We start from the raw sequence: 25,883 nt of genomic DNA on the forward strand, positions 1-25,883 counted from the left end.
ATTTTATATGAAATTCATTTAACATCTGAATTCCTTTAACTCACATTTATTCCATATTATTGCCTAGAAAAGCGCAATAACCACAGCTAGGACCCCTAAAAGTGAAAATCCAACTACAACTGGATAAAATTGCTTGAAAGTGAATATTGGAGCAAAAGCACTGAATATGGCCATGAATATAGGGAATATTAATGCCACAGCAATATTGACCAGGATAGACCAGCTTAAAATGTTAGGAGGCATTCCCAAGAAAAGTACTGAAAATATAGCTCCTAACGTGAACATGAGGAAACCTCTAGTAATATAGATATAAGATCTGTATTTTGAGGCGTATTCCATATATGGACCTTCTATAACATCAGCTTTAGTTTTAAGGATAGCAAATGGATATTCATTTAGTAAAATCATGTATCCAATGAAAAATACCAAAGCTCCTAAAGCTCCAGCTAAAGTGAATAAAACCGGACCATGCATATGCTGATAAGAGATTATATCACTCAAGAATACACTGCCGGCCATAGCCACCGGTATAAATAATGCAATGTATATGGGGAATGATCCAAAAGCAATGAGTCTAAAGGCCCTCATTGCACTTAAATCTTCTAAAAATGACCGGGGTACATCAGGATGTTTAGCACCCTTAACAATGTCTGGAAAAGGCATAGACAAAGACATTATGGAACGAGATAAAGATCCCATGAATACATATATGACCTCTTCAATTTTTAAAAGTCCCACAATTGCTATGACACTTGCTAATGCACCTACAAAGTACATTTGAGGTATTAAGAACAGCAATATGAAAAATATAGATACTAAACCTACTAAAGGCAGTGCATTGTAAAGGCGAGGTAATGGAGAATTAGGAATTATGGTCTCTTTGAAAAAAAACTTCAAAGGGGCCATAATACCCGGACTGGAAATTGGAGGTCCGATTCTCTGCTGAATTCTTGCATGTATAAATTTTCTCTCAATTCCTGGCAGCCATAGGCCCACAAACAAGGCCACGATTAAAGTCCCAATCACTGCTGCTGTTGAATATATGATAATAGAAGCTTCCATGACTTAATCTCCTAAATTTGAATTTGAGTTATCTTTATAGCACGATCTGTGCAGGTAAAGCAGGGATCACATTGCACAATGGCCAGTTGAGCATCACTAATATGGTTACCAATGCATGCTTGCTGCATGGCCCCTATGTTAGTTATAGATGGTGTTCTTACTATAGATCCTCTTACTCTTCCTTCTTCTAATGCATAAGAGTGTAAAAGCTTTCCTCGCGGTACTTCTATGTAACTTTTGATAATACCCGTATCCTGCATTTCCCAACTGCGGTCAGTAATGGGGCCTGCTGGAATGTTTTTAATGGCTTGTCTAATGATTTTAATTGATTCGGGTATCTCAAGAACTCTCATAAGCAGATTGGACTTAACATCTCCATCATCTTGTGTAATGACATCAAATTCAAAGGGATCGTAAATTTCCATATCCCGGCGAAGATCCAAATCCACACCAGTTGATCTAAGAGTCGGGCCGGTAGCAGCTAGTCTTAAAGCATCTTTTTTAGTTAAAACACCGACACCAGTAATCCTGGACATTACCATAGGATCTGATACAAATCTATCTGCAAATTCTGTTATTTTTTCCTCAATAAGATCCATACCTTCACTGATTTTCTGGATTCTCATTAAATCAAGTTCACAGCGTGGTCTGACCCCCCCAATGATGGAAACACCATATTGTACTCGGTTGCCTCCAATCATCCTTAAAAGTTCCATTACTGTCTCTCTTATGTAAAAAATCCGCATGGCAAATGTTTCATGACCTAAAACTTCGTTTCCATGAGCCAAATAAAGCAAATGGCTGTGTAATCTTTCCAGTTCCCCCATAATTATTCGAATATAGGTGGCCCTTTCCGGAATTTCAATACCCAGGCCCTTTTCAGCAACCATTACTGAATTCCAGATGTGACTGTTGGAACAAATTCCACATATTTTTTCGGTTAAGCTATTGGCCTTTTCCACAGGTAGCCCTTCCATTATACGTTCAATACCTCTGTGATTCAGACCTACGGTTATCTCTGCGTCTCGGACAATTTCGTCCTCCACAAAGAGTCTAACCCGATAAGGCTCAATGGCAGCAGAGTGGACGGTTCCCATAGTAACTTCCGTCTCTATTACTTCTTGCCTTTTTGGTTTATTATTTTCATCCATTATAACACCTGTAAAGTTTTTTGGTGATTTAGATAATTTTTACTTATAATATCACTTTAATGATTAATTTGATTGAATTTAAATTTTAATTTTTAATTTTATATTTATTTTAAATTTTTTTGCTACATTGAAATATATATTTTAGCAAGCATAACAGATTTTTAATCCGCATCTAAAAGTTTAGGTAAAGCGGCCACTGCGCCAGCCAGCACATCTTCCGGCCTTACTGCACATCCTGGAACTTTTGCATCCACAGGTATAATATTATCCACAGGTCCCGAGATTTCTTCAGATGGCAAATCTCCATGGATGTTTTTATAAACTCCACCCATTAAAGCACAGGCCCCCGCAGCTATAACTGCTTTAGGTTCAGGTATTGCATCATATATCTCTTTTAAAGGTTTTTCATTGTGTTTGGTAACTGGACCGGTGACAATGAGAACATCTGCCTCCCGGGGGTTCCAGGTTAAGAAGATTTTATATTGCTCTGCATCGAATTTAGGAGAAAAAACAGCGTTGACGATTTCTATATCGCAACCATTACATCCTCCAGTATATACTAGCATGGCATGAACAGCTCTGGCCCTTGAATACGATTTGAGGCTCATTTGATCACTCTCATAAATTTATAATTAATTATTGTTTTTTTATAATATAATTAGGTTAAAATTTCAGATTAAATCTTTTTTTTCTTTAAAATACTTTTATCTGCTAAAAACTGAGATATAAAAGCAATTTTATCATCTGAAATCTTGAAAGGTTTATCCATTAACTGAGTAATATCTGATTCTACAATTCCAACATCATTTGGATGGATAGTAGCTTTTTCACCAAATAACGCATATAATGGACAAAAATCGTGACAGTAATAGCAGTGAACACATCTCTCACTGTTTAGAACTGGAATTTGAGTTTTAACAAGCCCTTCCATTAGTTCTACTGGCTCTTCCAGATTCTTCATCTCCACCGCTTCTGTTGGACAAGCATTACAACATCCACCACATCCAATACAAGCCACTTCAGCCACTTTATCTGTGGGTTGAACACGGCCTTCCAGGATTCGGCTTCTCATTTCCATGTCAGTAACCCGGTCTGAGGCAAAAGCTATCCTTTTAAAATTGGTATAAGCCCCTTCCAGGATTATCCTAATTAAATTTTTCATACTGATTCCTCAAACTCTCTTTCAAACATTACTGCTCTGGCAGGACAGGCATTAAAACAGGCCCCACAATATATACATTTATCTTCATCCACTACTAATTTTCCATCTTCTGTTTCAGATATGGCCTCTTCAGGACATATTTTTTCGCATAGATGGCATTGCATACACAATTTATCATTTATAAGTGTAAATCCGTCTTTGATTGATTTTTTACGCATGGTAGTTTTAGGTATAGCATCGACCGGACAGTGAATACCACATTTTTCACATAAAATACATTTGGCCTTATCCACATCAATGGTTCCTCTTTTAAGAGTAATGGCCTCTTTAGGACATATTTCAGCACAGATACCACAAGATATGCAGTCATCAGAAATGCTTCCATCCCAGTTAACCTTTTTAAAACTCCGGGCCTCATTAATATCACAGACATTTACACATCGGCCACAAGATACACAGTATCCTTTTAGTCCCATCCCTGAGATTTCTGATGGTCTTAGTGTTCCCACTGGACAGACAGACAGACAGGCCATGCTTTCACATTCAGAGCAAATAGAAGGATCAAATCTTAGTTTTCCATCAATCATTCTCAAAGCATCATTTTCACAAGCATCAGCACATAAACCACAGTTTAAGCAAGATATAATACTTCCCGTGATTTTTGAAGTTCCAGGAAATTCAAAATTTTCAAGATTTTCTCCATTTATATCCTCTGGCTTTTTAATGGAAACCTGGAAGTCTTTTATATAAATAGCACTGTTAGGGCACTCTTTTACACATTTCAGACATAAAGTACATTTTTCATTATCAATTGTGGTGTCTTTAATAGCATCTGCAGGACAGAGATCTTCACAGACCCGGCAATCAGTACAAACTCCACTTTGATCAACATTTACTATTATGGCTTCAGTAGGACAGTAATACTCACATCTGCGACATAAAGTACATTTATCCCGTTCAGTGACTACATTTACCCGTTCAACCCCATCATGTTCTGCAGATACTCTTTTAGGAGCCTGTATGGCCAGATTTAAAGATTCTAAAAATTGTAGCTGGCGATCCTCAATAATATCAAAGGCATCGACTCTGACATCATGTGGACAAGCATCAACACAAATTCCACAACGAGCACATATACCTTTAGTAACACCATTTTCTATTTTTATGCTGTTAACAGGACAGGTGAATTCACATACACCACATGCATTACATCGTGCCCGGTCTACAATATAACCACCATATTTATTTTTGAATATTGCTCTATTAGGACAAGCATCGGCGCATGCACCACAAGTTATGCAGCTAAAAGCCTTCCCATCAATCAGACGTATAGCTTCTGTGGGACATTCTTTTATGCATTCCCCTGAACCCTCGCACTTGTTAGTTGATAAAAACATGATAATTCCTTCTAGATTTATTTACCTCATTATTACACAATATTATGCAATTTATTAATTAATTTCATATTAGTTATTCACAATATGATTTAAATTAATGATTCTGGTAATAATTGGTTTGATTAATGATTTTTTAATGATTTTAATAATAATGGTTTTACTTATGGTTTTTTTAACTATGTTTTTGTAGGTTGACGGCCGAAAACGATTTTTCCGGCAAATATTCCAATAATACACGCTACAAATCCACTGGCTAAAGGTGAATCAACATAATAAGGGAAAGGTCCCAATTGCCAAGCCATGTATAATGCAGCAATTATGACTACAATATATGACGAATAAGGAAAGTGCATTTCACTTTCAGGATTATTTTTAATTCGTGATCCCAGTATAAATCCTAGCAGAAATCCGAATAATGTTGGGCCTAAATATAACATTTCCATTCTCCTTTTATGTTAAATTTCATTAGATAATTATGATGATCATTTACCATCAGATTCACCATCAGCATCGTTGTTTTCATCTTCATGGTTAAATTGCATAAATGCTATCACAACTGCACTTAAACCAACCATAACCTTTAAACCAATCACTATATTCAAATAAGGGATAATTCCTGCGTGTATTGGATCTGGATAGTCAAATATGTTCTTGATGAAGGTAGGAACAATACCGTATAAATCTACTCCCAGGTTGTATAAATAAAATCCAGAAAATATCAATCCTGCTAATCCCAGACCTACATAAATTAATGCACCAGCACTCTCCATAGCCGCCATGAAATTATGTGAAAAGTGGAAAGGGTTTTCTTTTAACCCGTAAACTACAGCACAGAAGATAAATGCTCCTGCAATCATAGCTCCTCCCTGAAATCCTCCTCCAGGTGTGATGTGTCCTCCTAGAATTGTTAAAACTCCCAAACACATTATGAGCATTGCAGCGGGGAATACGAATATTTTAAGTATGGTACTCATTTATTTGCCCCCCATTTCTACTTTTCCTCTTCCAAATATTAAAAGAGTTATAATTACTGCTGTAACAAGGATAAGAGCTTCTCCCAGAGTATCGAAAGCTCTCCAATCAAAAACCACATTGGTTACCATGTTAGGAGCAATTTTGGTACCAACCCATAGATATACTTGATTTATTCCCGGATTTAGAGCTTCTTTAAATCCAACCATGGATTCTAATAAGGTTATACCAAATAATGCCAATGCAATAGATGCTATTAAGTTTCGTATACCTTCAGACATGAGTTGTCCCCCAGTAGAATAATGTTATGAGCACCCCAAGTGTCAGAATGACATAAAATTCCATATTTTTAAGAGAATCATTCTGTTCTCTTTTGAGGCGTGGAATGATTGGCATGGCTGTCACCATAATGAAGAAAAGAGCTAGTACAACTACCACCATTAAAATATCACTTATTTTTCGAAGCATAATCGCTGCAATAAGAACAGATGATATCAATGTTATTTCAGCAGCTAGAACAGCTGAAGCAGACATATTTGTAACTGGTTCCTGTTCTTTAGCTTTATCTTGAATTTGTTGTATCTTACCAATTATTAGATCATAAAGATTCATAAAATCCCCCTAAACGACCTATTATCAATTAAATTGTAGGTTTTTGTTAAACCATCAATAGAAGGGGTTGGCTGTTTCAAGCTTTTTAAAAGTTCCGACTCTAAAAGCTCTAATTCTAATTTAAGATTATTAAATTCTTTTCTTCCAACATATTCCTTCATTATACCAGCCCCTGGGCAAGTTGTGCTAGATTATCTGTTGCTAAGTGTGGGAAAAGTCCTAATACCAGACAAATAACCAAAAATGCCACCATAGAAATGATGGTAGCCTTTGGGATTTTTTCATTTAAGATTTCCAGATCTTTAGGGCGTGGTCTCAAATAAATAGTATAAAATACTTTAACAAATGTCATGAAAGTTATTATACTCAATAAAACCATCAGTATACCCAGTTCAGGCAATCCCGCACTTATAGATGCTTGAACAAGCTGAAGTTTACTTTGGAAAGCATTGAATGGTGGAACTCCAGCCATTGCAAAACCAGCGATTAAAACCAGTCCAGCCACCCATGGATTTTCAACCAAGAGACCACCTAATTTATTGGTGTCACTGATTCCTGTTTTATAAAGAATTGTTCCAAATCCAATGAAAAGGAAGGCGGTAATAATGGCCTCATTTACTGCCTGGAAAAGACCAGCAGTTATACCAAATGCAGTTCCCATACCCAGACCTAAACCAATATATCCGAGCTCCCCCACAGCCAAAAATCCGATGATACGTTTGAAATCAGTCTGCATGAGTGCCATAGTAATTCCCAACACCATGGCCAGCAATGAGAAGAATATTATGGCCCATTGGGTTAGGGGCAAGTAAGAGAAGATTCTAATAATGATAATTCCTAATGCTACGAAAGTAAATACTGAAAATGCTTGAAGCAATGCTGCACCGTGTGGAAGTGCTTTACTGTAAACCGCCGATTTTATGGTATGGAATGGTGGCAGACCAGATCCATATAGCCATCCAAATAATATTAACCCGCAAGACATCAATAATAACGGATTATATGGGTCTATTAAACCATGTTTAAGACTGTAAATAATATCCGTTATGTTTACATTACCAGTTAATCCTAAAAGTAATGCAATACCCAGTAAAAGCATTGGTGCAGCAATACTTCCTAAAATCATGTATTTTAGGGCGGTTTCATAATTTCTTTCTATTCCTGAACAAAGAATTATACCAACCTGGGCCAGAGCCGCTATTTCAAAGAATACATAAAGATTGAATATATCGTCAGACAGGAGAATAGCCGTTATAGAAGCAGTTCCCATAAACATGAGAAATGTATAAACTCCAGAAACTCTTTTTGTTTCACTTAGAGAAGTGAAAATAGCTAAAAATGCTACAATCCCTAATATAAATATAAATAATTGCTGTGCGCTGGCAAAGGCATAAGTAATTGCCGGGTGGAATAAATTCAGAGCACTATCTGTAATGGAAGTGGGAAGTCCCTGAGCTATGGTCGGATCATCAATTAAAGGAGCATAACCTCCAAAATAATGAAGCCCAAAACTTGTCATTAAAGGAATTATGGGTAGAACTACTCCTACCATAATAGCCATTGTTTTAATAGTTTTATCCTTACCATGGAATAAATTCAGTAACAAAGCACATGCAATTGGCAATATAACCATTATCGGAATAAGAGGGTTCATTAAATATCATCCCCCAATATTTCAAACTGTGTTCCATATTGTGATAATTTTATTTTCATGATTTTTGAAGATTCATATGAATGTGAGGCATCATTTGAATTTAATCGTGAATTTGAAAGTGAATTTGAAAATTTTAAAGCCATAATTTTACTCTCCTGCCTTTCATTCAATCTTTCAATACCTTTGAGGCACTAAGGGTGCCGTGTTTTTTATAAAGAATTATGATAATACCTAACATAACCGCTAGGGTACTGGCCCCAATAACAATACTAGTAAGTACCAGGGCAAAAGGTAGTGGATAAGCTGCATTCTGGGCAAACCAATCTCTAGCCATTCCAGGTAAGAAAATATAAACTATGCCGCCCGGTTTATAACCCATAGTAATTAAGAACAGGTTTGCTCCTTCACCAATGAAAGATAATCCAATTATTTTTTTGATCAAATTATCCAGAAACAGAGCAGCATATAATCCAATAATTATAAGCGTCCCTGCAGTTAAAAACGATGCAAGTTGAACATCAATGATCATTTTATTCCTCCATTCTCCTGGTTTTGTAAGCTGCTAAAGCAAAAAATACGGGAATTATTGCAGAACCGACAATAGCTTGGGTAAGAGCCACATCAGGTGCAAGTAAATACTGGTAAAGGAAAGCTATGGCAGCACCGGGTATTCCAGTCAATATGGCTGCTTTTAGGAGGTCTCTCTGTATTAAAGCCAGCAAAGATCCTAAAATAGCCACTATCATCAAAATATATTCAATCATGGTTTTCCTCCCCATAATAGAAGGCATTAGCAATAGCATGTGCTGCAAAAGGTGACAATATTAAGTAAGCTGCTCCTAAAAGAGGATTATAAAGAGCGAAAAGGGCTAGAATACAACCCATATCTGCCACACCCAATATATGTATTCTGGCGTAAACGACCTTATCCATATCATCCTTGAATCTTAAGATACCAATTGCCGATAAGAGGATTAATACTGATGCTAAGATTAAAAATATTGATCTGATAATTGTAAGTGCGTCCAACATTCAATCACCCCTCAAAACCTTGGCAAAGGCAATGGTTCCAACCGGACCCAATATAACCAGAGCTAATGCAATATCTCTACAAAATGCAATGCCATAAACTTCTTGAATTAATACTAAAAGTGTAGCCACAGCTATGCTCAAACCAGACACTCCTACCAGACCCATTCCTGTGGTTTTTCTGGTAGAAATCCTTATTGATGCAATAGCAAAAATGGCCAGAGAAGCCATAAGAATATACTCAGAAATTAATAATATGTCCATTAAACATCCCTTTCCTGCAGCTTGATTATCGCTATAATTTTTTGATATTTTTTGGTTAATTTTTCAAACCATTTAACATTATTAATGATATTTAAGCCTTGATTAATTTTTATTAATTTAATTTTGCTTTAATTTTATTTTTATATCATAATTACTAATATTATAAGCCAAAATTGAATTTTAAGTTATTTTTAATTAATCTAAACTTAAACTCAATGAAAATTATTCATTTGCATAAATTACTCTAACATTCCTTTTATATAAGGTTCAAAAGGAATTACAGCATCTTTATCTCTTTTTACAATAGTAGCAACCTTTAATATTCTTTTTTCAGAATCAAGATCAATAGATAGTGTTCCGGGAGTAAGAGTAATGCTGTTAGCCAGAATAGTTTGAGAAATTGGTCTCTCCAGAACAGTTTCTATCTCCATGATTTCTGGTTTCACATCTCCGTTTATAGTTCTTAAAGCAACATCAAACTCTGCTTTAATTATTTCATAGATTAAAACAACGAAATAAGCTATTCCATAGAAAATTCTAGTGATAAACATCTTGATTTAACTCCTAAGTTTCTAATTACCAATCAATAAATTGATGATTCATCCATCACGATGATAATATGAACGACATATATAGATAATTAACATGATTATTTATGATAATATAAATGTTTCTATATTAATTTTTATAGGACTATAAAGTCAATTTCACCAATTAATAAATGCCCTATTTGAATCATATAAATAGTATACTCTAAAATTATAAGCACATATTGAAAATAAAACCATTAGTTTAGTAATTAATAAAAAGAGATTCATAAAATAAAGTTAAAAACATAATAAGAAGCTCCTAAAATCCATAAAATAATTAAAGAAGTTCCAAAGCCTTTTTTAAGTCTTTTTGAATAGAAAGGTCGGAAAAATTCCACTCCCTGGGGAGTATAAGAATCTAGAATAACATGACTAATAAATCCTAGGAAAAAGGCACCCATGACATTATACAGATTTGGGTGAGGAAATGGAGTTAATAAAACTCCTAAAACCCCTATAAATATAAACGGGAGCATAATATTTCTATTAATCGATAAAGATCCTAATAATATTAAAATTACGGCTAGAGTACCTTGTTCATTGATTCCCAGACCAAAGAAGAAAAAGTAAGATGAAATAACTAATACCGTTAAAATAATGGAAAGTAAACCTATACCCAATAAAGAATGAGTAAATCCGCGGTGTTCTGATAAATAAAATATTAGGGCGAGTGTAATCAAAATTATGCCTAACAAGTAAGGTAATTTAAAAATATACAAAATTAAAGTGAGTATAATCCCTATAACGAACAGCAGAGTAATATTTTTCTTTTTAACTTTGTGATCAAAGTCCGGAAATGATGCTGCAATTAAAGCCAGTGCCAGAGAAAAGACATTTGGAAAAAAAGGTAAAGTCAATATAAGGGCAAAAATGGCGTGTTTTTTATAAGATGACATTTAGATACTTCCAAATTATAATTTTGAATTAATTTATTTATTATCTGATTAAAATATGAAGTAATAGGATGATTCCCGTTTAATTCTTAAATAATTCGAATGAATGATATGTGAAGTCCCTATTATTTTTAGTTATGGTTTTGTTATTGATGCTCAACTAAAATATTATAAAGTATTCTTTAAATAAATACATAGTATTTGACGTTTAATTAATTATTTAATAATCTTAAAGTATTTTAAGTAAGATTCCATTTGCATTAAAGATTTTTGCGTACTTCCAGGAGTTACATGTCCATTTTCAGATACAACTTCACAGGTTACTGCAGGTATGCCTCGAATATTGCATTCATCCTCCAATGCTCCCTTGTACATCGTACCTGCAGCATTATAAAATATTAATTCAGAAGAAGTTCTTTTAGTAATAAATTGACCAATTTCAAAACTCTCATAGCAAGGGTTTTTAGTGCAAAAAACACTTTCCCTTCCAGGGTTGCTGCCAATCTTTGTGGAATGAAAATCCGCTACAGCATCCACTTCAAGCTCTTGAATTGATTTTAATAGATCATATGTTACAGATCCTTCATTTGAACCTGCCCTATTTAAATCAAGTCCATCAAACCAGCGACTATTATTCATAGTAGCTGCCGGAGCAGCAAAGGGAATTATATAAACCTTACCATTTAATTTAGAATTTCTTAACATTTCAATAAGTTTTAGCAATCCAATTTGAGGAGGAAGTTCATTACCATGCACACCTGCAATCATCATTACTTTAGGATTGCCATTACCTAATTCAACTAAAGGAGTACCTTTTTTTGCAATTTTAATCAAAATTTTGCTACTGATGCTGGAAGAAATGTTCTTTTTGAGAATATCATTATCCTCAATATTGCCCCTGGTTTGAGTGGATATTAAGCTTATTTCTCCACTTATATCTCTTTTAGTCTGTGCAAAAACCATTCCATCACTTCACGATAAGTTTAACTGATTATTACTTATTATTTTTGATAAAAACTATAATTGTACTCCAAATTTGTCCAAATATAATATCCGAATGTTATTTATCTACCAAATTAGACCAAAATTAATAGATATAAATAAGTTCATAGTATTTTTAGATATCCTTATAAATAAATTTGAGCTTAAAACTAATTAGTTAATTAAATGAATTATATATTAATTATTTATTATACAAATTCTATTATAGATAATTGAAACTAAAGAACTTTAAAAATTTTAAAGAAATAAGTAACTAAATAAATTTCAATAAATCTAAATTTTTATTTCAAATCAGAATAATCAATAAAAACTTATTAGGTGATAAAATGGAAAAAGTTGTTCTCGCATTCAGTGGCGGCCTAGACACGTCCGTTTGCATCAAATTACTGGAAGAAAAATACGATATGGAAGTTATTACGGCATGTGTAGATGTAGGGCAACCCCGAGAAGAAATTGAACGTCCCGCATCAGTAGCTAATGGTATGGGAAGTAGTAAACATTATACTATCGACGCACAGGACGAATTTGCTAATTATTTCATTTTTAAGGCTATAAAAGCCAATGCTATTTATGAAGGTTACCCCTTGAGTACTGCTCTGGCCAGACCCTTAATCGCTATGAAAATCGTGGAATTGGCTAAAAAAGAAGGTGCAACTGCCATAGCCCATGGATGTACTGGTAAAGGAAATGATCAATTCCGTTTTGAGGCCATAATCCGTTCATTATCCGATTGTAAAGTTATTGCTCCCATTCGGGAACTAAATCTCACCAGAACTGAAGAAGTAGAATATGCAAAATCTTGTGGAATTCCGCTGCCTTCAGACAAGCTCTACAGTATTGATGAAAATCTGTGGGGTCGGGCTATTGAAGGAGACGTTCTAGAAGACCCTATGGTAGAGCCTCCGGAAGATGCTTTTAGCTGGACCAGATCCAGTGCAGATGCACCAGAAGATGCTCAGATAATAGAAATAGAATTTGAAAAGGGAGTTCCCGTGGCCATTGACCAGGAAAAACTGGATGCACTGGAAATAATTAACAAATTTAATCAGATAGCAGGAATCCATGGAATCGGCCGAGTCGATATCATTGAAGATCGTATCATAGGGCTCAAAAGCAGAGAAATCTATGAAACACCTGGAGCTTTCTTGATATTAACTGCTCACAAGGCATTAGAACAGATTACATTAACTCGAAGTGAATTAAAATTTGCAGAAACAATTAGCAGCACCTACTCCGAGTTAGTTTATAATGGAACCTGGCATGACCCACTAAGGGAAGATCTAGATCAAATGATTGACCATATGCAGCGCAGAGTTACTGGAATTGTTAAAATTAGATTACACAAAGGTGGTATGCGTATTGTAGGAAGATATTCACCTTTCAGCCTTTATCAGCAAGATATAGTGTCTTTTGAGGATAAAAGTATGGATCAGCGCGAAATGGTGGGTATGGTAAAAAACTATGCAATGCAAGCTGCTCTTTATAACAAGATATGTAAAGAAGAGTAAATTTAAATAATTAATTTAATTATTATTTAATTTAATTTTTCAAATTTTTTATTTTTAATAAATTTTTATATTCTAATGGATTTTTACTAAAACTCATAGATATTAAGTTTTAGCTGGTTTTAATTGATAATAGATTAATTTAACTTATATTGATATTAATTAATACTAATCACGCGCTCTACCCCATAGTTTATTAATTAATTAATTAGTTGATTTTATATTGATAGATTTAATTTATTTAGAAAATAGAAAGTAATTAATATTTTTATAAAATAAATCTTTAATTAACTTTGATTTTAAATTAAGTTTAGATAATCTTTATATAATTTAATTAACTAATTAGAATTTATTAAACTCATAATTTAAAACACTAATGGAGTATTTATGATGGAAATCCTCGATATAATGACATTAATTGTTATAGGAACATTTATAATCGTTTTAGGATTATTTGGAATTAAAATGCTCCTTAAATTAGGAAGAGCCGGAATAACAATAATTTTCAATATGATTCTAGGAATTATATTTCTTTTTGTAGTAAATCTATTACCCATTGTTAAAATACCAATAAATCTATTGACTGTCCTGGTAGCTGGCTTTGGAGGAATAATTGGAGTTGGTGTTTTAGTTATAGCCAAATCCATGGGCCTTTATTGATTGAATTTATCATTATACCTTTATCAGAGTTATTGCACCAAAAAATGAAACCATTAATTAAAAATCATATTTCATAGCTTCACTTAAAAATTCAATCATTTTAGAAGCACTGAAATTATATCCCCATTTATTTTGAGCCAATTCACCGGCCCGGCCATTAATAAAAGCCCCTAAGCAAGCTGAATCCCATGCAGAATGGCTTTGAGAATATAGTGCTGCAACTAACCCTGCCAAGCAATCTCCAGTTCCGCCCACCGTCATTCCTGGACTTCCAGTTTTATTCAATCTAAATTTCTTCCCATTAAATATCATGTCCAGTTTTCCTTTGAGCAAAATAGTTCCTTTAATTTTTTGAGAAATAGATTGAAAAGCAGATATTTTTTCTTTAATATCAAAAAGAATAATAGGTGCTTCTTCTTGGAAAAAAGCTTTAAATTCACCCATATGTGGAGTTATGATTAAATTCTCTTGATTTTTCACTAATTCTTTATCGACCAGTTTTAAGGCATCAGCATCCATTACCATGGGTTTTTTAAGTTCCCCTAATTTTTTGGCGAGTAAATTTAAAGCTATTTTAGTCTCTTCTTTATCACCGGCACCGCAACCCAGCAAAACACAATCAGCTTTTTTAGATAATTCCAAAATTGGTTCCAGCATTTCTGGATTAATATATTCTCCAGGAAGGTTTTTTACTATTAAATCTGGCGAATAAGATTTAATAGGTATAGCTGCACTATCAGGACATATTATAGTAACTAAATCTGCACCCGCAGCAAGTGCTGATAGGCCTGCTAGGGCAGGAGCCCCAGCGTATTCTTTACTACCACCCACAATCAGTAACCGTCCATTAGCTCCTTTATGTGCATTGTAATCTCTTGATTTGAGCCTTAAAAGATCACCAGCACCTAAAAATATTTCTGCTTCTTTTGGAATCCCAATATCACAAACAATTAATTTTCCTATTTTCGAAGATGCTGATTCTGGTCCTTTGAGACCGGTTTTTGCCCGGTGAAAACTTACAGTATATTCTGCCTCCACTGAAATATCATTTATTTCACCATTCAAAGGATCCATACCACTAGGAACATCTACAGAAACTACTGGTGAGTTAGATTTATTTATAAGATTTATAGCAGATCTAAAAGGTTCCCTAATAACTCCTTTAATCCCAGTTCCTAAAATAGCATCTATCAAAATATGTTCATCACTGCTTAGCAATTGATAATCAATCTGAGAGGAATCATAACAAATTTCAATCTCCAAATCAGATAAATAGGGCCTCATATTTTCCAGAACATTCCAATTTTGAATAGAGTCTTTAGAATTTATTTTTGAAGGATGAGTCAATAAGACGATTTTAACTTTAAATCCCATATTTAGAAGATGCCTAGCCGCTACAAAACCATCCCCACCATTTCCACCAGGTCCGGTAAAAATAATAACTTTGGCACTATTTATATTAGAATTTATCTTAGATATTTCATAGGCCAGGGCCCTGCCTGCATTTTCCATCAAACTAAGTCTAGGAATTCCTAAATATTCTGCATTAAAATCAACAACCATCATGTCCAAAGGATTCATAGTATCACTATTTATATAATTATAATAGAGAATATTTAATAATAACTGTAAATAAATAATAAATTTAGTAAATAGATAAAAAATAGATAAAATTAGTCGTTTTAAATTATTTATTATACTCTGAAGTCCCATTTTATAGAATTAATAAAAAAGGCATGGAAAGACATATTTAATGAGGTGTTATAATTGGCCTCTTCACGCATACCAACAATACCCAAAACTGAGGATATCCAGGCAATACCCATTTCCATATTTTATTTTGCCATAATTGCTCTGGGAATTTTAATTATTTACGGATTTATTGGTTCTCTTTATATAATGGGACTTGATCCTATAAATGCTATTTATTTTACAATTATAACCATTGCCACAGTAGGATACGGTGATATTCTCCCCCATACAGTAGAACAGAAACTTTTTGCAGTTAGCTTAGCTTTATCCGGCGTGGGACTTATTGCTTATGTTTTCAGCCTTAGTATATCGGTGGTAACCATGACGGTAGAAGATATTAGATCTGGCTCCAAAATACGGAAAAAAATGGCTTCCATGGAAAATCATTTCGTCTTATGTGGATATGGAAGAGTAGGGGCCGCAGTTTTTAAAGAATTAGAAGAAAGAAATCAAAAAACCATAATTATCGAAAAAAATCGAGATTTAGTGGAAAAAGAGCTTTGGGAAGACTCTAGTATTTTGGCCATACCTGGAGATGCTACTGACGAAAGTGTGATGAAAGAAGCCGGAATTAGTAGGGCTCGAGGAGTCATAATTACCACTGGAGAAGATGTTGATAATCTTTTCATAACCTTAACCTCCCGAGAAATACATCCAGAAATATGGATCGTGGCTCGTGCCAGTAAAAAAGAAAATATTAAACGCCTTTATCGCTCAGGAGCGGACCGAGTAATATCCCCAGAGACCAGTGGTGGAGAAGATATTTACTTTGCAGCTATTGAACCTACCATGATGAAGATTACTATGATGCATGAAGTGGATGACATCAGAAAAGAATCAGAAATAATAATCAAATATGGCTGCACCCTGGAAGATATAGAATACCATTTACCTGAATTTAAAGAACCATTAGCCCGCAAAATTGGAATTTCTAAGATAGAACAATTAAATAAATTTTTGAATAGTCTGGATGATGATATCAACCGAAAAAATTCCTTAGAAAGAATATACGAATCAGTAAGTGGAATACATTCCCACTGGATTTCAGGACCAGATAAAGAAACCCTTAAAAAGCTAGCAGGGGAATTAAAAAAAGAAGGGCTCCTCTTAGGTGTTAATTTAGAACCTGATGAGATCAAAGAAGTCGCTCGTAAGTATGGTAGGTTGGTAGAAGTTGTTATAAAACCAGAAATGGTTATTGTAGAAAATCATGGTGTTTCGGATATAATGGAAGAGGCCGAAATAATTTTAAAACATGGCTGCATCCTGGAAGATATAGAATACTATTTCAGTGGTTTTGGAGAGCCTTTACGTCGTAAAATAGGTCTCTCAAATGTTAAAGAAGTTAAAAAATTTTTAGATAACTTAGAAAAAAATTCTGGAAGATTAGAATCATTGGATAGAATTTATACTCTCTCTGGAGGAGGAATACATACCCATAGAATTTCTGGTCCGGATACTAAAAGTTTAAATCGTGTAGAAAAAGAATTAAGTAAAAAAGGGTTCTTATTAGGAGTTAATATGACTCCTAAAGAAATTAAAGAACTTATAGAAAAAACAGGACGCGTAGTTCAAATTCTGGTTAAACACGAAGTGGGAACTCTGGATGATAAAGAAATAATTATTGGAGAAGGTGGGCGCATATTAGATGCAAAGCACTACTTGCCAGGGGTAAGACAAGTTGTAACACGTAACTTGAATATTAAAAACCGCGCGGATCTTGATAATTGCGAAGAAGAACTCAAAAAACCCGATGCTCGACGTTCTCTAACGGCATTATATGAAATTTCCCGTCAGATACACACCCATACCATGGCGGCGGCTGAAGAAAAGATTATTCGCAAAATAGAAAAAAAGCTGGATAAAAAAGGTGTTTTACTGGGAATTAATCTTCCTGAAGAAGAAATCTGGGAAATTGTGGAAAAAGAAAATGTAAGGCAGTTCTGTATTGAGTAATAAATAATATTTAAATTTTTTTCTAAATAAACTTTTAAATAACCTATTTTTAATTTATTTCTTATTATAATTTATTTTTTAATATAATAATAAAAAATAATTAATAAAAAAATTGAAAAATAAAATCCTTGAATTTAATTTAAAAAAAATAATTCAAAAAAATGGAGTTATTAACTCCCTTTTTAGAATAAATCATGCAAAACTATTTTGTAAGCACCCAGATCTCCACCAAAGTTTACAGCACTGATTTTTAAAACACCTGGAACTTTAACTGCGGCTTCAACAGCTGCTTTAGTTGCTGCTTTAACAGATTCTTCATCTACACCATCAATAACAATTTCGTAAACACCATTGACATCAGCAGGGATTTGAGTATCTTCTACTTCGTCTTTTAGGGTTACACACATTTTTTCGTTGGTAGAAGCACCTAAGAATTTGTATTTGTTAGATCCAACTTTAGAACCAGAAGCTACAATTCCTCCAGGGAATGGAGTAATGGTACCCGGGACATTTTCAATAGCATCTACTGCAACTTCTGCAGCGAGTAAACCTGCTGCTTGACTATCGGCAAGTATTATGAGGTTTCCTCCGGCTACACCAGATTTAATTCCTAATTCTCCTTCAATTAAGAAGTCACCAGACATGAGGGGGATAGAGAATATGGTTCTTCCATCAAGTTCCAATTTTTTCTCATAACCGTCACCGAAGAATTTCAGTTTTTGACCGGTTTTTAGTTTTTCATCTTCATCATCAAGAACATCAAAGACGGCAGTTGTAGCTGCAGTGAGAATACACATTCCTACACGCTCTAATAATTCATGATCAAGTTTTCCCTTGTTCATGTTACAGATCATGATTATGTATCCTGGCCGGCCATCAGGGGTTTCTGATGGAGGCACATAACAATCAATACCCGCTTCGGCAGGGCATCCAATAACAGATGTTCCGTATCCAGTAGCTTCAGTAGCGGCTATTTTAGCCAGTTTTTTTGTTGCTGCTGTTACCAACAATCGTGAAACTTGTATTCCAAATGCTTCTGCAAAAGTATCTTCTATTTCCACACCATTTATTTCCATGATTATCACCGAGTTTGATGTAGTAAAAGAATTATTATATATTTTTCTATTTGATTTTATAGAAATAATCTGAAATAATCGGATTTTATATAAAATTTGAGAGATTTGAATTAATTAATTAATTAAACACTTAAAGAAATTACAAATAAGTGCTTGCTATAATAAATATATTAGAAATAATCATAATTATATTTTAAAATAATTAAAATAAGTTAAAATAAAAAAATCACTCATAAATCCGATCCAGCTCTAGACTTCCCAATTTAGGGACTTCTATTGAAAAACAAGTCCCGCCGGACAGTTTTCTTTTCATATTACCATCTATCTGATTTACTAAACTTTTAACCAGTTGCAGGCCCAGCGAATGTGTTCTATCAAAATTAACATCATCAGGGAATCCATCACCATTATCCTGAACCCTTAAAACATAGTAATCTGGATAATTTTTAAAAATAATTCTTATTTCACCCATTATATTCGGTTTAAAAGCGTGTCTAAAACTATTAGAAACTAATTCCGTTAAAATCATACCCAAAGGAATAGAAGTACTCATATCCATGAAAGTATCTTCTAATTCAACATTTAACCCTATATTACCTGGCTCTGGAGCATAGGTACTTAAAAGGCCGGAGAGAATACTTTTAGAATATTCTGCAAAATTAATACGAGTAAGCTCTGGAGATTGAATAAGCTTTTCATAAGCTTTTCTAATAGATTTAACACGATTATGAGTATCTTGAAGAAGTTCAGCATCCTTATCGTCCCTCATGTGAGCTTTTTGGAGATTCATAAGGCTGGTTACAATCTGCAAATTTTTTTCAATTTGCCGATAAAGTTCCTCAATCATTTTTTCTCGAGCTTCAGTGCGACTTTCCAGCTCTTTCTCTTTCTTTAAATGCTTTTCAACATCCCTTATAGTTACCAGAACTAATTTTCGATTTTTTATGTCAACTAAAGAATTTTTAAGTTCAACATTAATCAGTTCCCCATTTTTAGTTATGAATTCAAATTCATCTGGGCCACTGATCATACCTGCCGCATTTTTATCCAGAATAATCTTAGCTCTGGCTCTTTGGATAAGCGGTAGTAATTTTAGTTGCAAAAAACATTTACCAACTAAATCAACTCGAGTGTAACCTACCAAGTCTTCAAAAGATTTGTTACAGTCAATTAAAAATCCCTTCAAGTCATATAAATACCAAGGATCTGGATTTTGGTCTAGTAATAAATTTAAAAATTGATTGGAATTCCTAATATCCTCACTTAACATCTCATATTCATTTAAGAATGATTTTTTTAATTCAAAGTGATCACTATCTTCAGTAACTCCTCCCCCCATATGAGAATACTCTTCCTGCATTTAAAATCTCCACTTTAAATTAAATTACTAATTATTAATTCTTATAATTTTTAAATAATAATTAAATATTAATCTATGATTGTTTATGAATTAAATATTATGAACAATTCAGTTTACATTATAAATTATGGATTTTATTATTTAACTAATTTAGGTATAATATAATTTTTTAGTTAATATTTTTACTATACCAGTTTAGCATATTATATTTTCTTTGATATTTTTTCAATAACACCAGACCCGAAATAAGGCAAACATGCGATCCCTATAATAGAAGTCATCCAAAATGATATTAATCGTTCCAGAACAGTGGCCGCGGCACTAATCGAAGGAGGGACACCCGCAGCAGAATAAAGTATTATCATAATCCCGTCAACCGCCCCTAGGCCTCCCGGAAGTAATGGAATCATTCCAATTAAACTGGCAATTATAAAAACTTCTGCTATTAAAATTAATGATATATCCATTCCAAAGGCGGAAAATACCAGATAAACCCTCATTATTTCAAAAAACCAGATCAAAAATGAAAGTGGAATACCATATAACATTACTTTCCTATCTTTCAGCATTATTTTCATGGTGAACTGAAATTCATTTATGGCACTTAAAGCTTTTTTTTCAAGTTTTTCCGGATTTTTCCGGTAAAACCTTCTTATAAGTTTTAAAACCCATCGCGTGAATTTTTCTCCTGCTTTTTTGTTTAAAGATGTATAAAAAATCAGTACAAAAATTACAATAAGTAGTATTACAGCGATAATTAAACTTAAAAGAACCCAAAACGGCAGACTAAAAGTCATCATAACCGCAAAAATAGTTATGACTGCTAAAACGATAAATGGGAACATATCCAGGCCCCTATCTGCAATCACTGTTGCAAATGAAGATTCCATGGAACATTTAGAATATTTGCTTAAAATATAAGCCCTGACCGGTTCTCCTCCTCCTCTGCCACTAGGAGTGATATTGTTTACTGCAAGTCCCACCATGAGCATAGGTAAAAGATGTCTTTTCTTAACATTTATTTTGACGGAGTTAGTGGTTATTGACCATCTCAATGCCCACAAGCCATAAACAAGGAATTGAACAAGTATTGCTAAGATTATAAAAATTGGATTTGCCTTTTCCAATGCATTTAAGATTTTCTCTGGGCCTATGAATATTATCATGGCTGCTATAATCCCTATGCCAACCAGTATTAAAATTAGTCCTTTGTGTTTCATTATAACCAGTCATTAATGAGTTAATAGGTTAATAAGTTGAATTTTATTATTAATTAATATATATTTTAAATTTAATAGATCTAAATAATTAGTAAGTATAGCAAAATTTTTGTTTTATAGAAATCAGACCATTAAAAATTTTTAGATAATGAAAAATATACAAATTGGATTAGTATCTAGTTAAATAGACTAGTTAAACTAAACTACTATATAAAATTATAGAACTAAATACTAAATTAATTACCTTTTAAATTTTTTGCTTTTTTGAGTTTATTATTCACCTATTTTTACTAAATTTTATTAGTTTTAAGAGGCATATTATTAAAAGTAGAAATAATATTAGTTTAAAATCTAAAATTTAGAGAACATTGGAGGGTATAAAATGGATTTGCTTACTATAATTATTATATTGGCAGCCATACTGATTATTATCGGACTTTCTGTCAAGGTTGTGAACCAGTACGAACGAGGAGTCGTTTTTAGACTGGGTAAAGTAATAGGTGTTAGAGAACCAGGACTTAGAATAATTATTCCTCTGGTTGATCGTATGGTAAAGCCTTCACTTAGAATAGTTACTATGCCTATCCCTGCTCAGAAAATCATTACACAAGATAATGTAACCATTGATGTGGCCGCAGTGGCCTATTTTAAAGTGGTGGATGCATATAAAGCAGTAGTAGAGATTGAAAACTACAACCGAGCAGTAAATCAGATTTCTCAGACCACTGTTAGAAGTGTGGTAGGACAATTTACATTAGACCAAGTTTTATCAGATACCCCTCATGTCAACCAAAAAATTCAGGAAATTATAGATGGACACAGCGAACCATGGGGAATTAAAGTTACCACCGTGGAAATAAAAGATATTAAATTGCCAGAAAGCATGCAAAGGGCTATTGCTCTACAAGCTGAAGCTGAAAGAGAGAAAAGAGCCAAAATTATCTCTGCAGAAGGAGAATATCTGGCAGCAGGTAAATTAGGGGATGCTGCAGATATCATTACTGAACATCCAGTAGCTCTGCAGCTGCGGATTATGCAAGTACTCAGTAACATCGCTGCCGAGAAAAACTCAACCATTGTGTTCCCTGCACAATTACTCAACAGTATACGGGACATTAAAGACTTCCTAGGGTCTGAATTGAGTGTTATGGAAGAAGAAAAAAAATCTAAATAAAAACAATATTTAAATTTTTATTTATTTATTTTTTAAAGTGATTAAAAAGTCTAATTTAATAAATAAGAACTACATACATTTTCTATTTTTATTTTTAACTGAATATTCAAGATTAATAGATTATTAAATGCCCTGACATCAATTATCCCTGTTTTAATAACATGATTTTTTACTGTTAAGACAAGATTTATATGTTATCAAGGAAATCTCTAATAAGATAATATGAAGTATTTCGGAAAGCGGGATTTTTTTGTAGTCTCAGAGTATCTGGGAGGCATAATGCAGGGAATTGGTGTAGTAGTTATCCTGCCAATTATAGTTTCTCTGATTTATGGAGAAAATAATTATATTAGTTTTATTATACCTTCGGCCATTTCCATAACCATAGGAACTCTAATAAAACAAATTGTTCCTTCTGGAGGATCCATAAGGCTAAAGCACGGAATGATAATCGCGGCCTTGGCTTGGCTATGGGCAGCTCTCATTGGTAGTTTGGTGATGATTATAGGCCTTAAAATGGGATTTATTGATGCTTATTTTGAAAATATGTCTGCCTGGACAGGTAGTGGCCTCAGCATATTTCTCGATGTTGAAATACTTCCCAAATCCATTTTATTTTTAAGAAGTCTTGAGCAGTGGATTGGAGGAGTTGGAGTAGTTATTGTGGTTATAGGAATTCTTATTCGTCCTGGAACCGCTGCATCTCGATTATACAAGTCTGAAGCTAGGGAAGAACGTATAAAACCCAGCATACCCAATACCGTGAAGACCATCTGGTGGATCTATTTATTTTATACTATTTTAGGAATTGTCCTCTATGGACTTGCTGGAATGTCCCTTTTTGATGCTATTAACAATACCATGACTAATCTCTCCACTGGAGGAATGTCCATTAAAAATGGAAATATTGGTGCCTATGGAAGCGATTTAATCACCATGATCACCATATTTTTAATGATCGTGGGTGGTACCAGTTTCCTGGTGCACTATCGGGTTTTGAAGGGAAATGTAAAATTCGCTATAAAAGATATACAGTTTCAAGCCATGGTCATTATTGTAGCATTATTTTCCATGCTTATTTTTATGAGTGGTAAAATTTTACCGCTCGATTCTATTTTTAACGTCGTTTCTGCTCTTAGTTGTACCGGGTCAAATACTCAAACTCTTCCACAAATGATAGCCTGGTCATCTTATGTTAAAATATTAATTTTAACATGTATGGTAATTGGAATGGCTGCCGGTTCAACTACTGGTGCTATTAAGCTAATAAGAATAGTTACCATCCTTAAAGGAGTTTACTGGGAATTAATGAAGATTTTAACTCCAGAAGGTTCAGTAATACCTCGTAAAATTTCAGGAAAAACTGTAAGTGACGTAGAAATTAGAGAGGCCAGTTCTTACACCTCAATATATATTGTTTTTCTTTTATTCGGTTGGTTAGTCTTGGCAGCATATGGCTACGATCCTTTGAACTCCCTTTTTGAAGTAGCATCGGCCCAGGGAAACGTTGGGTTGAGTATGGGGATTACATCCCCTAATATGCCTGAAATCGCAAAGATAGTAATGATTTTTAATATGTGGGTTGGGAGACTGGAAATTATACCTGTTCTGATATTAGTAAGAGGCGGATTAGAATTATTAAAACGCAGCTAGTTGCATTAGAATTAATGAATAAAATTTTAGAATATTAATTTAGAAAAAGCTTATTAATAAGAATATGCAAAGAAAATCACTCACTGAATTAGTGATATTTAGAATTTTTATATTTTAAAAAACATTAATAAAAATCAATATTTCAAATTTATCCTGTTAAATGCTTAGTTGATTAAAGTAAGGTGTACAATATATGTATGTAGTTATAATGGGGGGAGGTAGAGTGGGATTAACTCTAGCAAGCCTTTTAATTTCTGATGGTCACGATGTCACCCTCATTGAAAATGATGAATCATTGTGTGGTAATGCTGCGGTAGAATTAGATGCTCTGGTGATTTGTGGTAATGGAACCGACATCAAAACACTGGAAGAGTCGAATATTAACAATGCTAATGTTTTTGTGGCTGCAACCGGTAATGACGAAGCTAATTTGCTTTCATGCATTTTGGTAAGAGAATATAATATCCCCAAGATTATTGCACGAGTAAGTAACCCTGATCACGAGGAAGCCTTCCGTAAAGTAGGTATTGATCATGTTATAAGTCCGGAGCGAACTGCAGCAGGTTATCTTGAAAAACTCATAACCCGGCCTAAAGTAGCAGATTTGATTGTTTTAGGTAGTGGTGATGCCGAAATACTGGATATGACCATTAAAAATAAGAAAATAATCGGAAAACGAGTAGGGGACATTTCTCCCACAGACGATTACATTATTGTTTCTATCTACAATAACGGCCATATTGAAATTCCCCGTGCAGATATGATTTTAAATGAAGGCAGTAAAGTTTCTGTTCTAGTAAAAATAGATGCCGTAAAAGAAGTTACTAAGATTTTTACTAAATAAAATTCATTAATTAATAATAAAAATATTTTTTAATACTTTTTTAAATTCTTAATTACATTAACAGCAATTTAAAGTTTTGCATAATAAGTCTTATTTTCAATTTTTCATATTTTGAATATAATAATTATGCTTTTTTTAGATATTTATTCCTATAGGTATTATATTCCTAAAATATCAATTAAAATTAAATTATTCATATTGACCATTATAACCTTTGGAAAATCATTCTAAAAGCTTATTTTTGAACAATATTCATTTGAATTAATTATTTAATAAAATTTAAATAATAAAAAATGCATTATTGGTATTGGGTGTAAAAAATGAGTTGGTTAATAACAGTCATTGTTCTAATAGTCATAATAATTCTAATAGTTTGGATTGTATCCATGTACAACAGCCTGATTAATCTACGTAACCGGGTAAAAAATGCATGGTCCCAAATAGACGTTCAACTTAAAAGAAGAACTGATTTAATACCAAATTTGGTGGAAACCGTCAAAGGATATGCTAAACACGAGAAAGGAGTATTTGAAGAGGTAACTAAGGCCCGTTCAAATGTTATAAATGCTCAAAGCGTGCAGGAAAATCAAGAGGCCAATAATCAGTTAACTGGAGCTTTAAAAACTCTCTTTGCCGTAGCTGAAAATTATCCTGATTTAAAAGCCAGTAAAAATTTCCAGGAATTACAGGCCCAGTTATCTGAAACCGAAGATAAGATTGCTTATTCCAGACAATTCTACAATGATACGGTAATGATGTACAATAACAAAATTCAGATGTTCCCGAGTAGCATTATTGCCAACCAATTCAATTTTAGTGAAGCTGAATTCTTTGAAACCGAAGAATCCGCTAGATCAGTACCTAAAGTTGAATTTTAGATGGTTTAATTTTAGGT

31 protein-coding genes are annotated in these 25,883 nt (G+C 33.6%); 8 read left to right on the forward strand and 23 right to left on the reverse strand.

From position 1 onward, the window contains the following. Nucleotides 1–63: 63 nt before the first annotated feature. The 9 genes from Q7I96_10060 to Q7I96_10100 all read right to left on the reverse strand — a co-directional run bounded on the left by Q7I96_10060 (nucleotide 64) and on the right by Q7I96_10100 (nucleotide 6,140). Nucleotides 64–1,062 carry an NADH-quinone oxidoreductase subunit H gene (locus Q7I96_10060; protein MDO9627953.1) on the reverse strand — a complete coding sequence of 333 codons (999 nt, stop codon included), beginning with the start codon at nucleotides 1,060–1,062 and terminating at the stop codon, nucleotides 64–66. Nucleotides 1,063–1,073: 11 nt separating this feature from the next. Continuing rightward, a complete protein-coding gene (locus Q7I96_10065) occupies nucleotides 1,074–2,213 on the reverse strand; it encodes a nickel-dependent hydrogenase large subunit (protein MDO9627954.1) in 1,140 nt (379 codons plus the stop codon). A 161-nt stretch (nucleotides 2,214–2,374) separates the two neighbouring features. Continuing rightward, nucleotides 2,375–2,821 (reverse strand): NADH-quinone oxidoreductase subunit B family protein, encoded by a 447-nt coding sequence (locus Q7I96_10070; GenBank protein ID MDO9627955.1) that lies wholly within the window; start codon nucleotides 2,819–2,821, stop codon nucleotides 2,375–2,377. 68 nt (nucleotides 2,822–2,889) lie between these two features. After that, a complete protein-coding gene (locus Q7I96_10075) occupies nucleotides 2,890–3,375 on the reverse strand; it encodes a 4Fe-4S dicluster domain-containing protein (protein MDO9627956.1) in 486 nt (161 codons plus the stop codon). Next, entirely contained in the window at nucleotides 3,372–4,772 is a 1,401-nt protein-coding gene (locus Q7I96_10080) for a 4Fe-4S binding protein (protein MDO9627957.1), read from the reverse strand. The genes Q7I96_10075 and Q7I96_10080 overlap by 4 nt, the downstream gene beginning before the upstream one ends. A gap of 176 nt (nucleotides 4,773–4,948) precedes the next feature. Further along, complete coding sequence (locus tag Q7I96_10085) at nucleotides 4,949–5,209, reverse strand: energy-converting hydrogenase B subunit J (GenBank protein ID MDO9627958.1); 261 nt, start codon at nucleotides 5,207–5,209, stop codon at nucleotides 4,949–4,951. 45 nt (nucleotides 5,210–5,254) lie between these two features. Next, nucleotides 5,255–5,746: an MnhB domain-containing protein gene (locus Q7I96_10090; protein ID MDO9627959.1), complete on the reverse strand. Its 492-nt coding sequence runs from the start codon at nucleotides 5,744–5,746 to the stop codon at nucleotides 5,255–5,257. Next, nucleotides 5,747–6,025, reverse strand: a complete 279-nt coding sequence (locus Q7I96_10095; GenBank protein MDO9627960.1) for an EhbH — start codon at nucleotides 6,023–6,025, stop codon at nucleotides 5,747–5,749. Then, on the reverse strand, nucleotides 6,018–6,140 hold the full coding sequence (locus Q7I96_10100; protein MDO9627961.1) for a hypothetical protein: 123 nt from the start codon (nucleotides 6,138–6,140) through the stop codon (nucleotides 6,018–6,020). The genes Q7I96_10095 and Q7I96_10100 overlap by 8 nt, the downstream gene beginning before the upstream one ends. On the opposite strand from Q7I96_10100, the gene Q7I96_10105 reads away from it, so the two are divergent. Beyond that, nucleotides 6,130–6,315 carry a hypothetical protein gene (locus Q7I96_10105; protein MDO9627962.1) on the forward strand — a complete coding sequence of 62 codons (186 nt, stop codon included), beginning with the start codon at nucleotides 6,130–6,132 and terminating at the stop codon, nucleotides 6,313–6,315. The two genes, Q7I96_10100 and Q7I96_10105, sit on opposite strands and share 11 nt — an antisense overlap. Before the next feature lie 37 nt (nucleotides 6,316–6,352). Here the strand turns inward: Q7I96_10105 and Q7I96_10110 are convergent, their stop codons facing one another. The 10 genes from Q7I96_10110 to Q7I96_10155 all read right to left on the reverse strand — a co-directional run bounded on the left by Q7I96_10110 (nucleotide 6,353) and on the right by Q7I96_10155 (nucleotide 11,749). Then, nucleotides 6,353–6,517, reverse strand: a complete 165-nt coding sequence (locus Q7I96_10110) for a hypothetical protein (GenBank protein MDO9627963.1) — start codon at nucleotides 6,515–6,517, stop codon at nucleotides 6,353–6,355. Next, nucleotides 6,517–8,010: an energy conserving hydrogenase EhbF gene (gene ehbF / locus Q7I96_10115; protein ID MDO9627964.1), complete on the reverse strand. Its 1,494-nt coding sequence runs from the start codon at nucleotides 8,008–8,010 to the stop codon at nucleotides 6,517–6,519. The genes Q7I96_10110 and ehbF overlap by 1 nt, the downstream gene beginning before the upstream one ends. Continuing rightward, nucleotides 8,010–8,180, reverse strand: coding sequence for a hypothetical protein (locus Q7I96_10120; protein MDO9627965.1), 171 nt, complete (start codon nucleotides 8,178–8,180; stop codon nucleotides 8,010–8,012). The genes ehbF and Q7I96_10120 overlap by 1 nt, the downstream gene beginning before the upstream one ends. Next, entirely contained in the window at nucleotides 8,177–8,539 is a 363-nt protein-coding gene (locus tag Q7I96_10125) for a cation:proton antiporter subunit C (protein MDO9627966.1), read from the reverse strand. Before Q7I96_10125 ends, Q7I96_10120 begins: the two co-directional genes overlap by 4 nt. A 1-nt stretch (nucleotide 8,540) precedes the next feature. Further along, complete coding sequence (locus Q7I96_10130) at nucleotides 8,541–8,774, reverse strand: DUF4040 domain-containing protein (GenBank protein MDO9627967.1); 234 nt, start codon at nucleotides 8,772–8,774, stop codon at nucleotides 8,541–8,543. Next, nucleotides 8,767–9,042: a monovalent cation/H(+) antiporter subunit G gene (locus Q7I96_10135; GenBank protein MDO9627968.1), complete on the reverse strand. Its 276-nt coding sequence runs from the start codon at nucleotides 9,040–9,042 to the stop codon at nucleotides 8,767–8,769. Before Q7I96_10135 ends, Q7I96_10130 begins: the two co-directional genes overlap by 8 nt. Then, on the reverse strand, nucleotides 9,043–9,303 hold the full coding sequence (locus Q7I96_10140) for a monovalent cation/H+ antiporter complex subunit F (protein ID MDO9627969.1): 261 nt from the start codon (nucleotides 9,301–9,303) through the stop codon (nucleotides 9,043–9,045). It abuts the gene before it with no gap. Nucleotides 9,304–9,542: 239 nt separating this feature from the next. After that, a complete protein-coding gene (locus Q7I96_10145; GenBank protein ID MDO9627970.1) occupies nucleotides 9,543–9,854 on the reverse strand; it encodes a monovalent cation/H+ antiporter subunit E in 312 nt (103 codons plus the stop codon). Nucleotides 9,855–10,117: 263 nt separating this feature from the next. Continuing rightward, nucleotides 10,118–10,789 (reverse strand): metal-dependent hydrolase, encoded by a 672-nt coding sequence (locus Q7I96_10150; GenBank protein ID MDO9627971.1) that lies wholly within the window; start codon nucleotides 10,787–10,789, stop codon nucleotides 10,118–10,120. A gap of 213 nt (nucleotides 10,790–11,002) precedes the next feature. Further along, the gene (locus tag Q7I96_10155; protein ID MDO9627972.1) at nucleotides 11,003–11,749 is read right to left on the reverse strand and encodes a succinylglutamate desuccinylase/aspartoacylase family protein; all 747 of its coding nucleotides are present in this window, start codon (nucleotides 11,747–11,749) and stop codon (nucleotides 11,003–11,005) included. A gap of 365 nt (nucleotides 11,750–12,114) precedes the next feature. On the opposite strand from Q7I96_10155, the gene Q7I96_10160 reads away from it, so the two are divergent. Together Q7I96_10160 and Q7I96_10165 are read left to right on the forward strand one after the other, a co-directional pair. Further along, nucleotides 12,115–13,296, forward strand: a complete 1,182-nt coding sequence (locus Q7I96_10160) for an argininosuccinate synthase (protein MDO9627973.1) — start codon at nucleotides 12,115–12,117, stop codon at nucleotides 13,294–13,296. 387 nt (nucleotides 13,297–13,683) lie between these two features. After that, nucleotides 13,684–13,953 (forward strand): pro-sigmaK processing inhibitor BofA family protein, encoded by a 270-nt coding sequence (locus tag Q7I96_10165; protein MDO9627974.1) that lies wholly within the window; start codon nucleotides 13,684–13,686, stop codon nucleotides 13,951–13,953. A gap of 57 nt (nucleotides 13,954–14,010) precedes the next feature. On the opposite strand, the gene Q7I96_10170 is transcribed toward Q7I96_10165, so the two are convergent. After that, nucleotides 14,011–15,534, reverse strand: coding sequence for an NAD(P)H-hydrate dehydratase (locus Q7I96_10170; GenBank protein MDO9627975.1), 1,524 nt, complete (start codon nucleotides 15,532–15,534; stop codon nucleotides 14,011–14,013). A gap of 186 nt (nucleotides 15,535–15,720) precedes the next feature. On the opposite strand from Q7I96_10170, the gene Q7I96_10175 reads away from it, so the two are divergent. Further along, nucleotides 15,721–17,661, forward strand: a complete 1,941-nt coding sequence (locus tag Q7I96_10175) for a 3H domain-containing protein (protein MDO9627976.1) — start codon at nucleotides 15,721–15,723, stop codon at nucleotides 17,659–17,661. A gap of 182 nt (nucleotides 17,662–17,843) precedes the next feature. Here the strand turns inward: Q7I96_10175 and fhcD are convergent, their stop codons facing one another. The 3 genes from fhcD to Q7I96_10190 all read right to left on the reverse strand — a co-directional run bounded on the left by fhcD (nucleotide 17,844) and on the right by Q7I96_10190 (nucleotide 21,317). Continuing rightward, a complete protein-coding gene (fhcD, locus tag Q7I96_10180) occupies nucleotides 17,844–18,737 on the reverse strand; it encodes a formylmethanofuran--tetrahydromethanopterin N-formyltransferase (protein ID MDO9627977.1) in 894 nt (297 codons plus the stop codon). A gap of 226 nt (nucleotides 18,738–18,963) precedes the next feature. After that, complete coding sequence (locus Q7I96_10185) at nucleotides 18,964–20,097, reverse strand: PAS domain S-box protein (GenBank protein ID MDO9627978.1); 1,134 nt, start codon at nucleotides 20,095–20,097, stop codon at nucleotides 18,964–18,966. A 203-nt stretch (nucleotides 20,098–20,300) separates the two neighbouring features. Then, nucleotides 20,301–21,317: a UPF0104 family protein gene (locus tag Q7I96_10190; GenBank protein MDO9627979.1), complete on the reverse strand. Its 1,017-nt coding sequence runs from the start codon at nucleotides 21,315–21,317 to the stop codon at nucleotides 20,301–20,303. A 382-nt stretch (nucleotides 21,318–21,699) separates the two neighbouring features. Between Q7I96_10190 and Q7I96_10195 the strand changes: the two genes are divergently transcribed. From Q7I96_10195 to Q7I96_10210, 4 genes are all read left to right on the forward strand, one after another. Continuing rightward, nucleotides 21,700–22,491 (forward strand): slipin family protein, encoded by a 792-nt coding sequence (locus tag Q7I96_10195; protein ID MDO9627980.1) that lies wholly within the window; start codon nucleotides 21,700–21,702, stop codon nucleotides 22,489–22,491. Nucleotides 22,492–22,713: 222 nt separating this feature from the next. Continuing rightward, a complete protein-coding gene (locus Q7I96_10200; GenBank protein MDO9627981.1) occupies nucleotides 22,714–24,144 on the forward strand; it encodes a TrkH family potassium uptake protein in 1,431 nt (476 codons plus the stop codon). A 193-nt stretch (nucleotides 24,145–24,337) separates the two neighbouring features. Next, the gene (locus Q7I96_10205; protein ID MDO9627982.1) at nucleotides 24,338–24,988 is read left to right on the forward strand and encodes a TrkA family potassium uptake protein; all 651 of its coding nucleotides are present in this window, start codon (nucleotides 24,338–24,340) and stop codon (nucleotides 24,986–24,988) included. Between the two features lie 320 nt (nucleotides 24,989–25,308). Continuing rightward, entirely contained in the window at nucleotides 25,309–25,866 is a 558-nt protein-coding gene (locus Q7I96_10210; GenBank protein MDO9627983.1) for a LemA family protein, read from the forward strand. Nucleotides 25,867–25,883 lie beyond the last annotated feature (17 nt).

Source organism: Methanobacteriaceae archaeon, from assembly GCA_030656015.1.
In the GTDB taxonomy this organism is placed as follows: domain Archaea; phylum Methanobacteriota; class Methanobacteria; order Methanobacteriales; family Methanobacteriaceae; genus UBA349.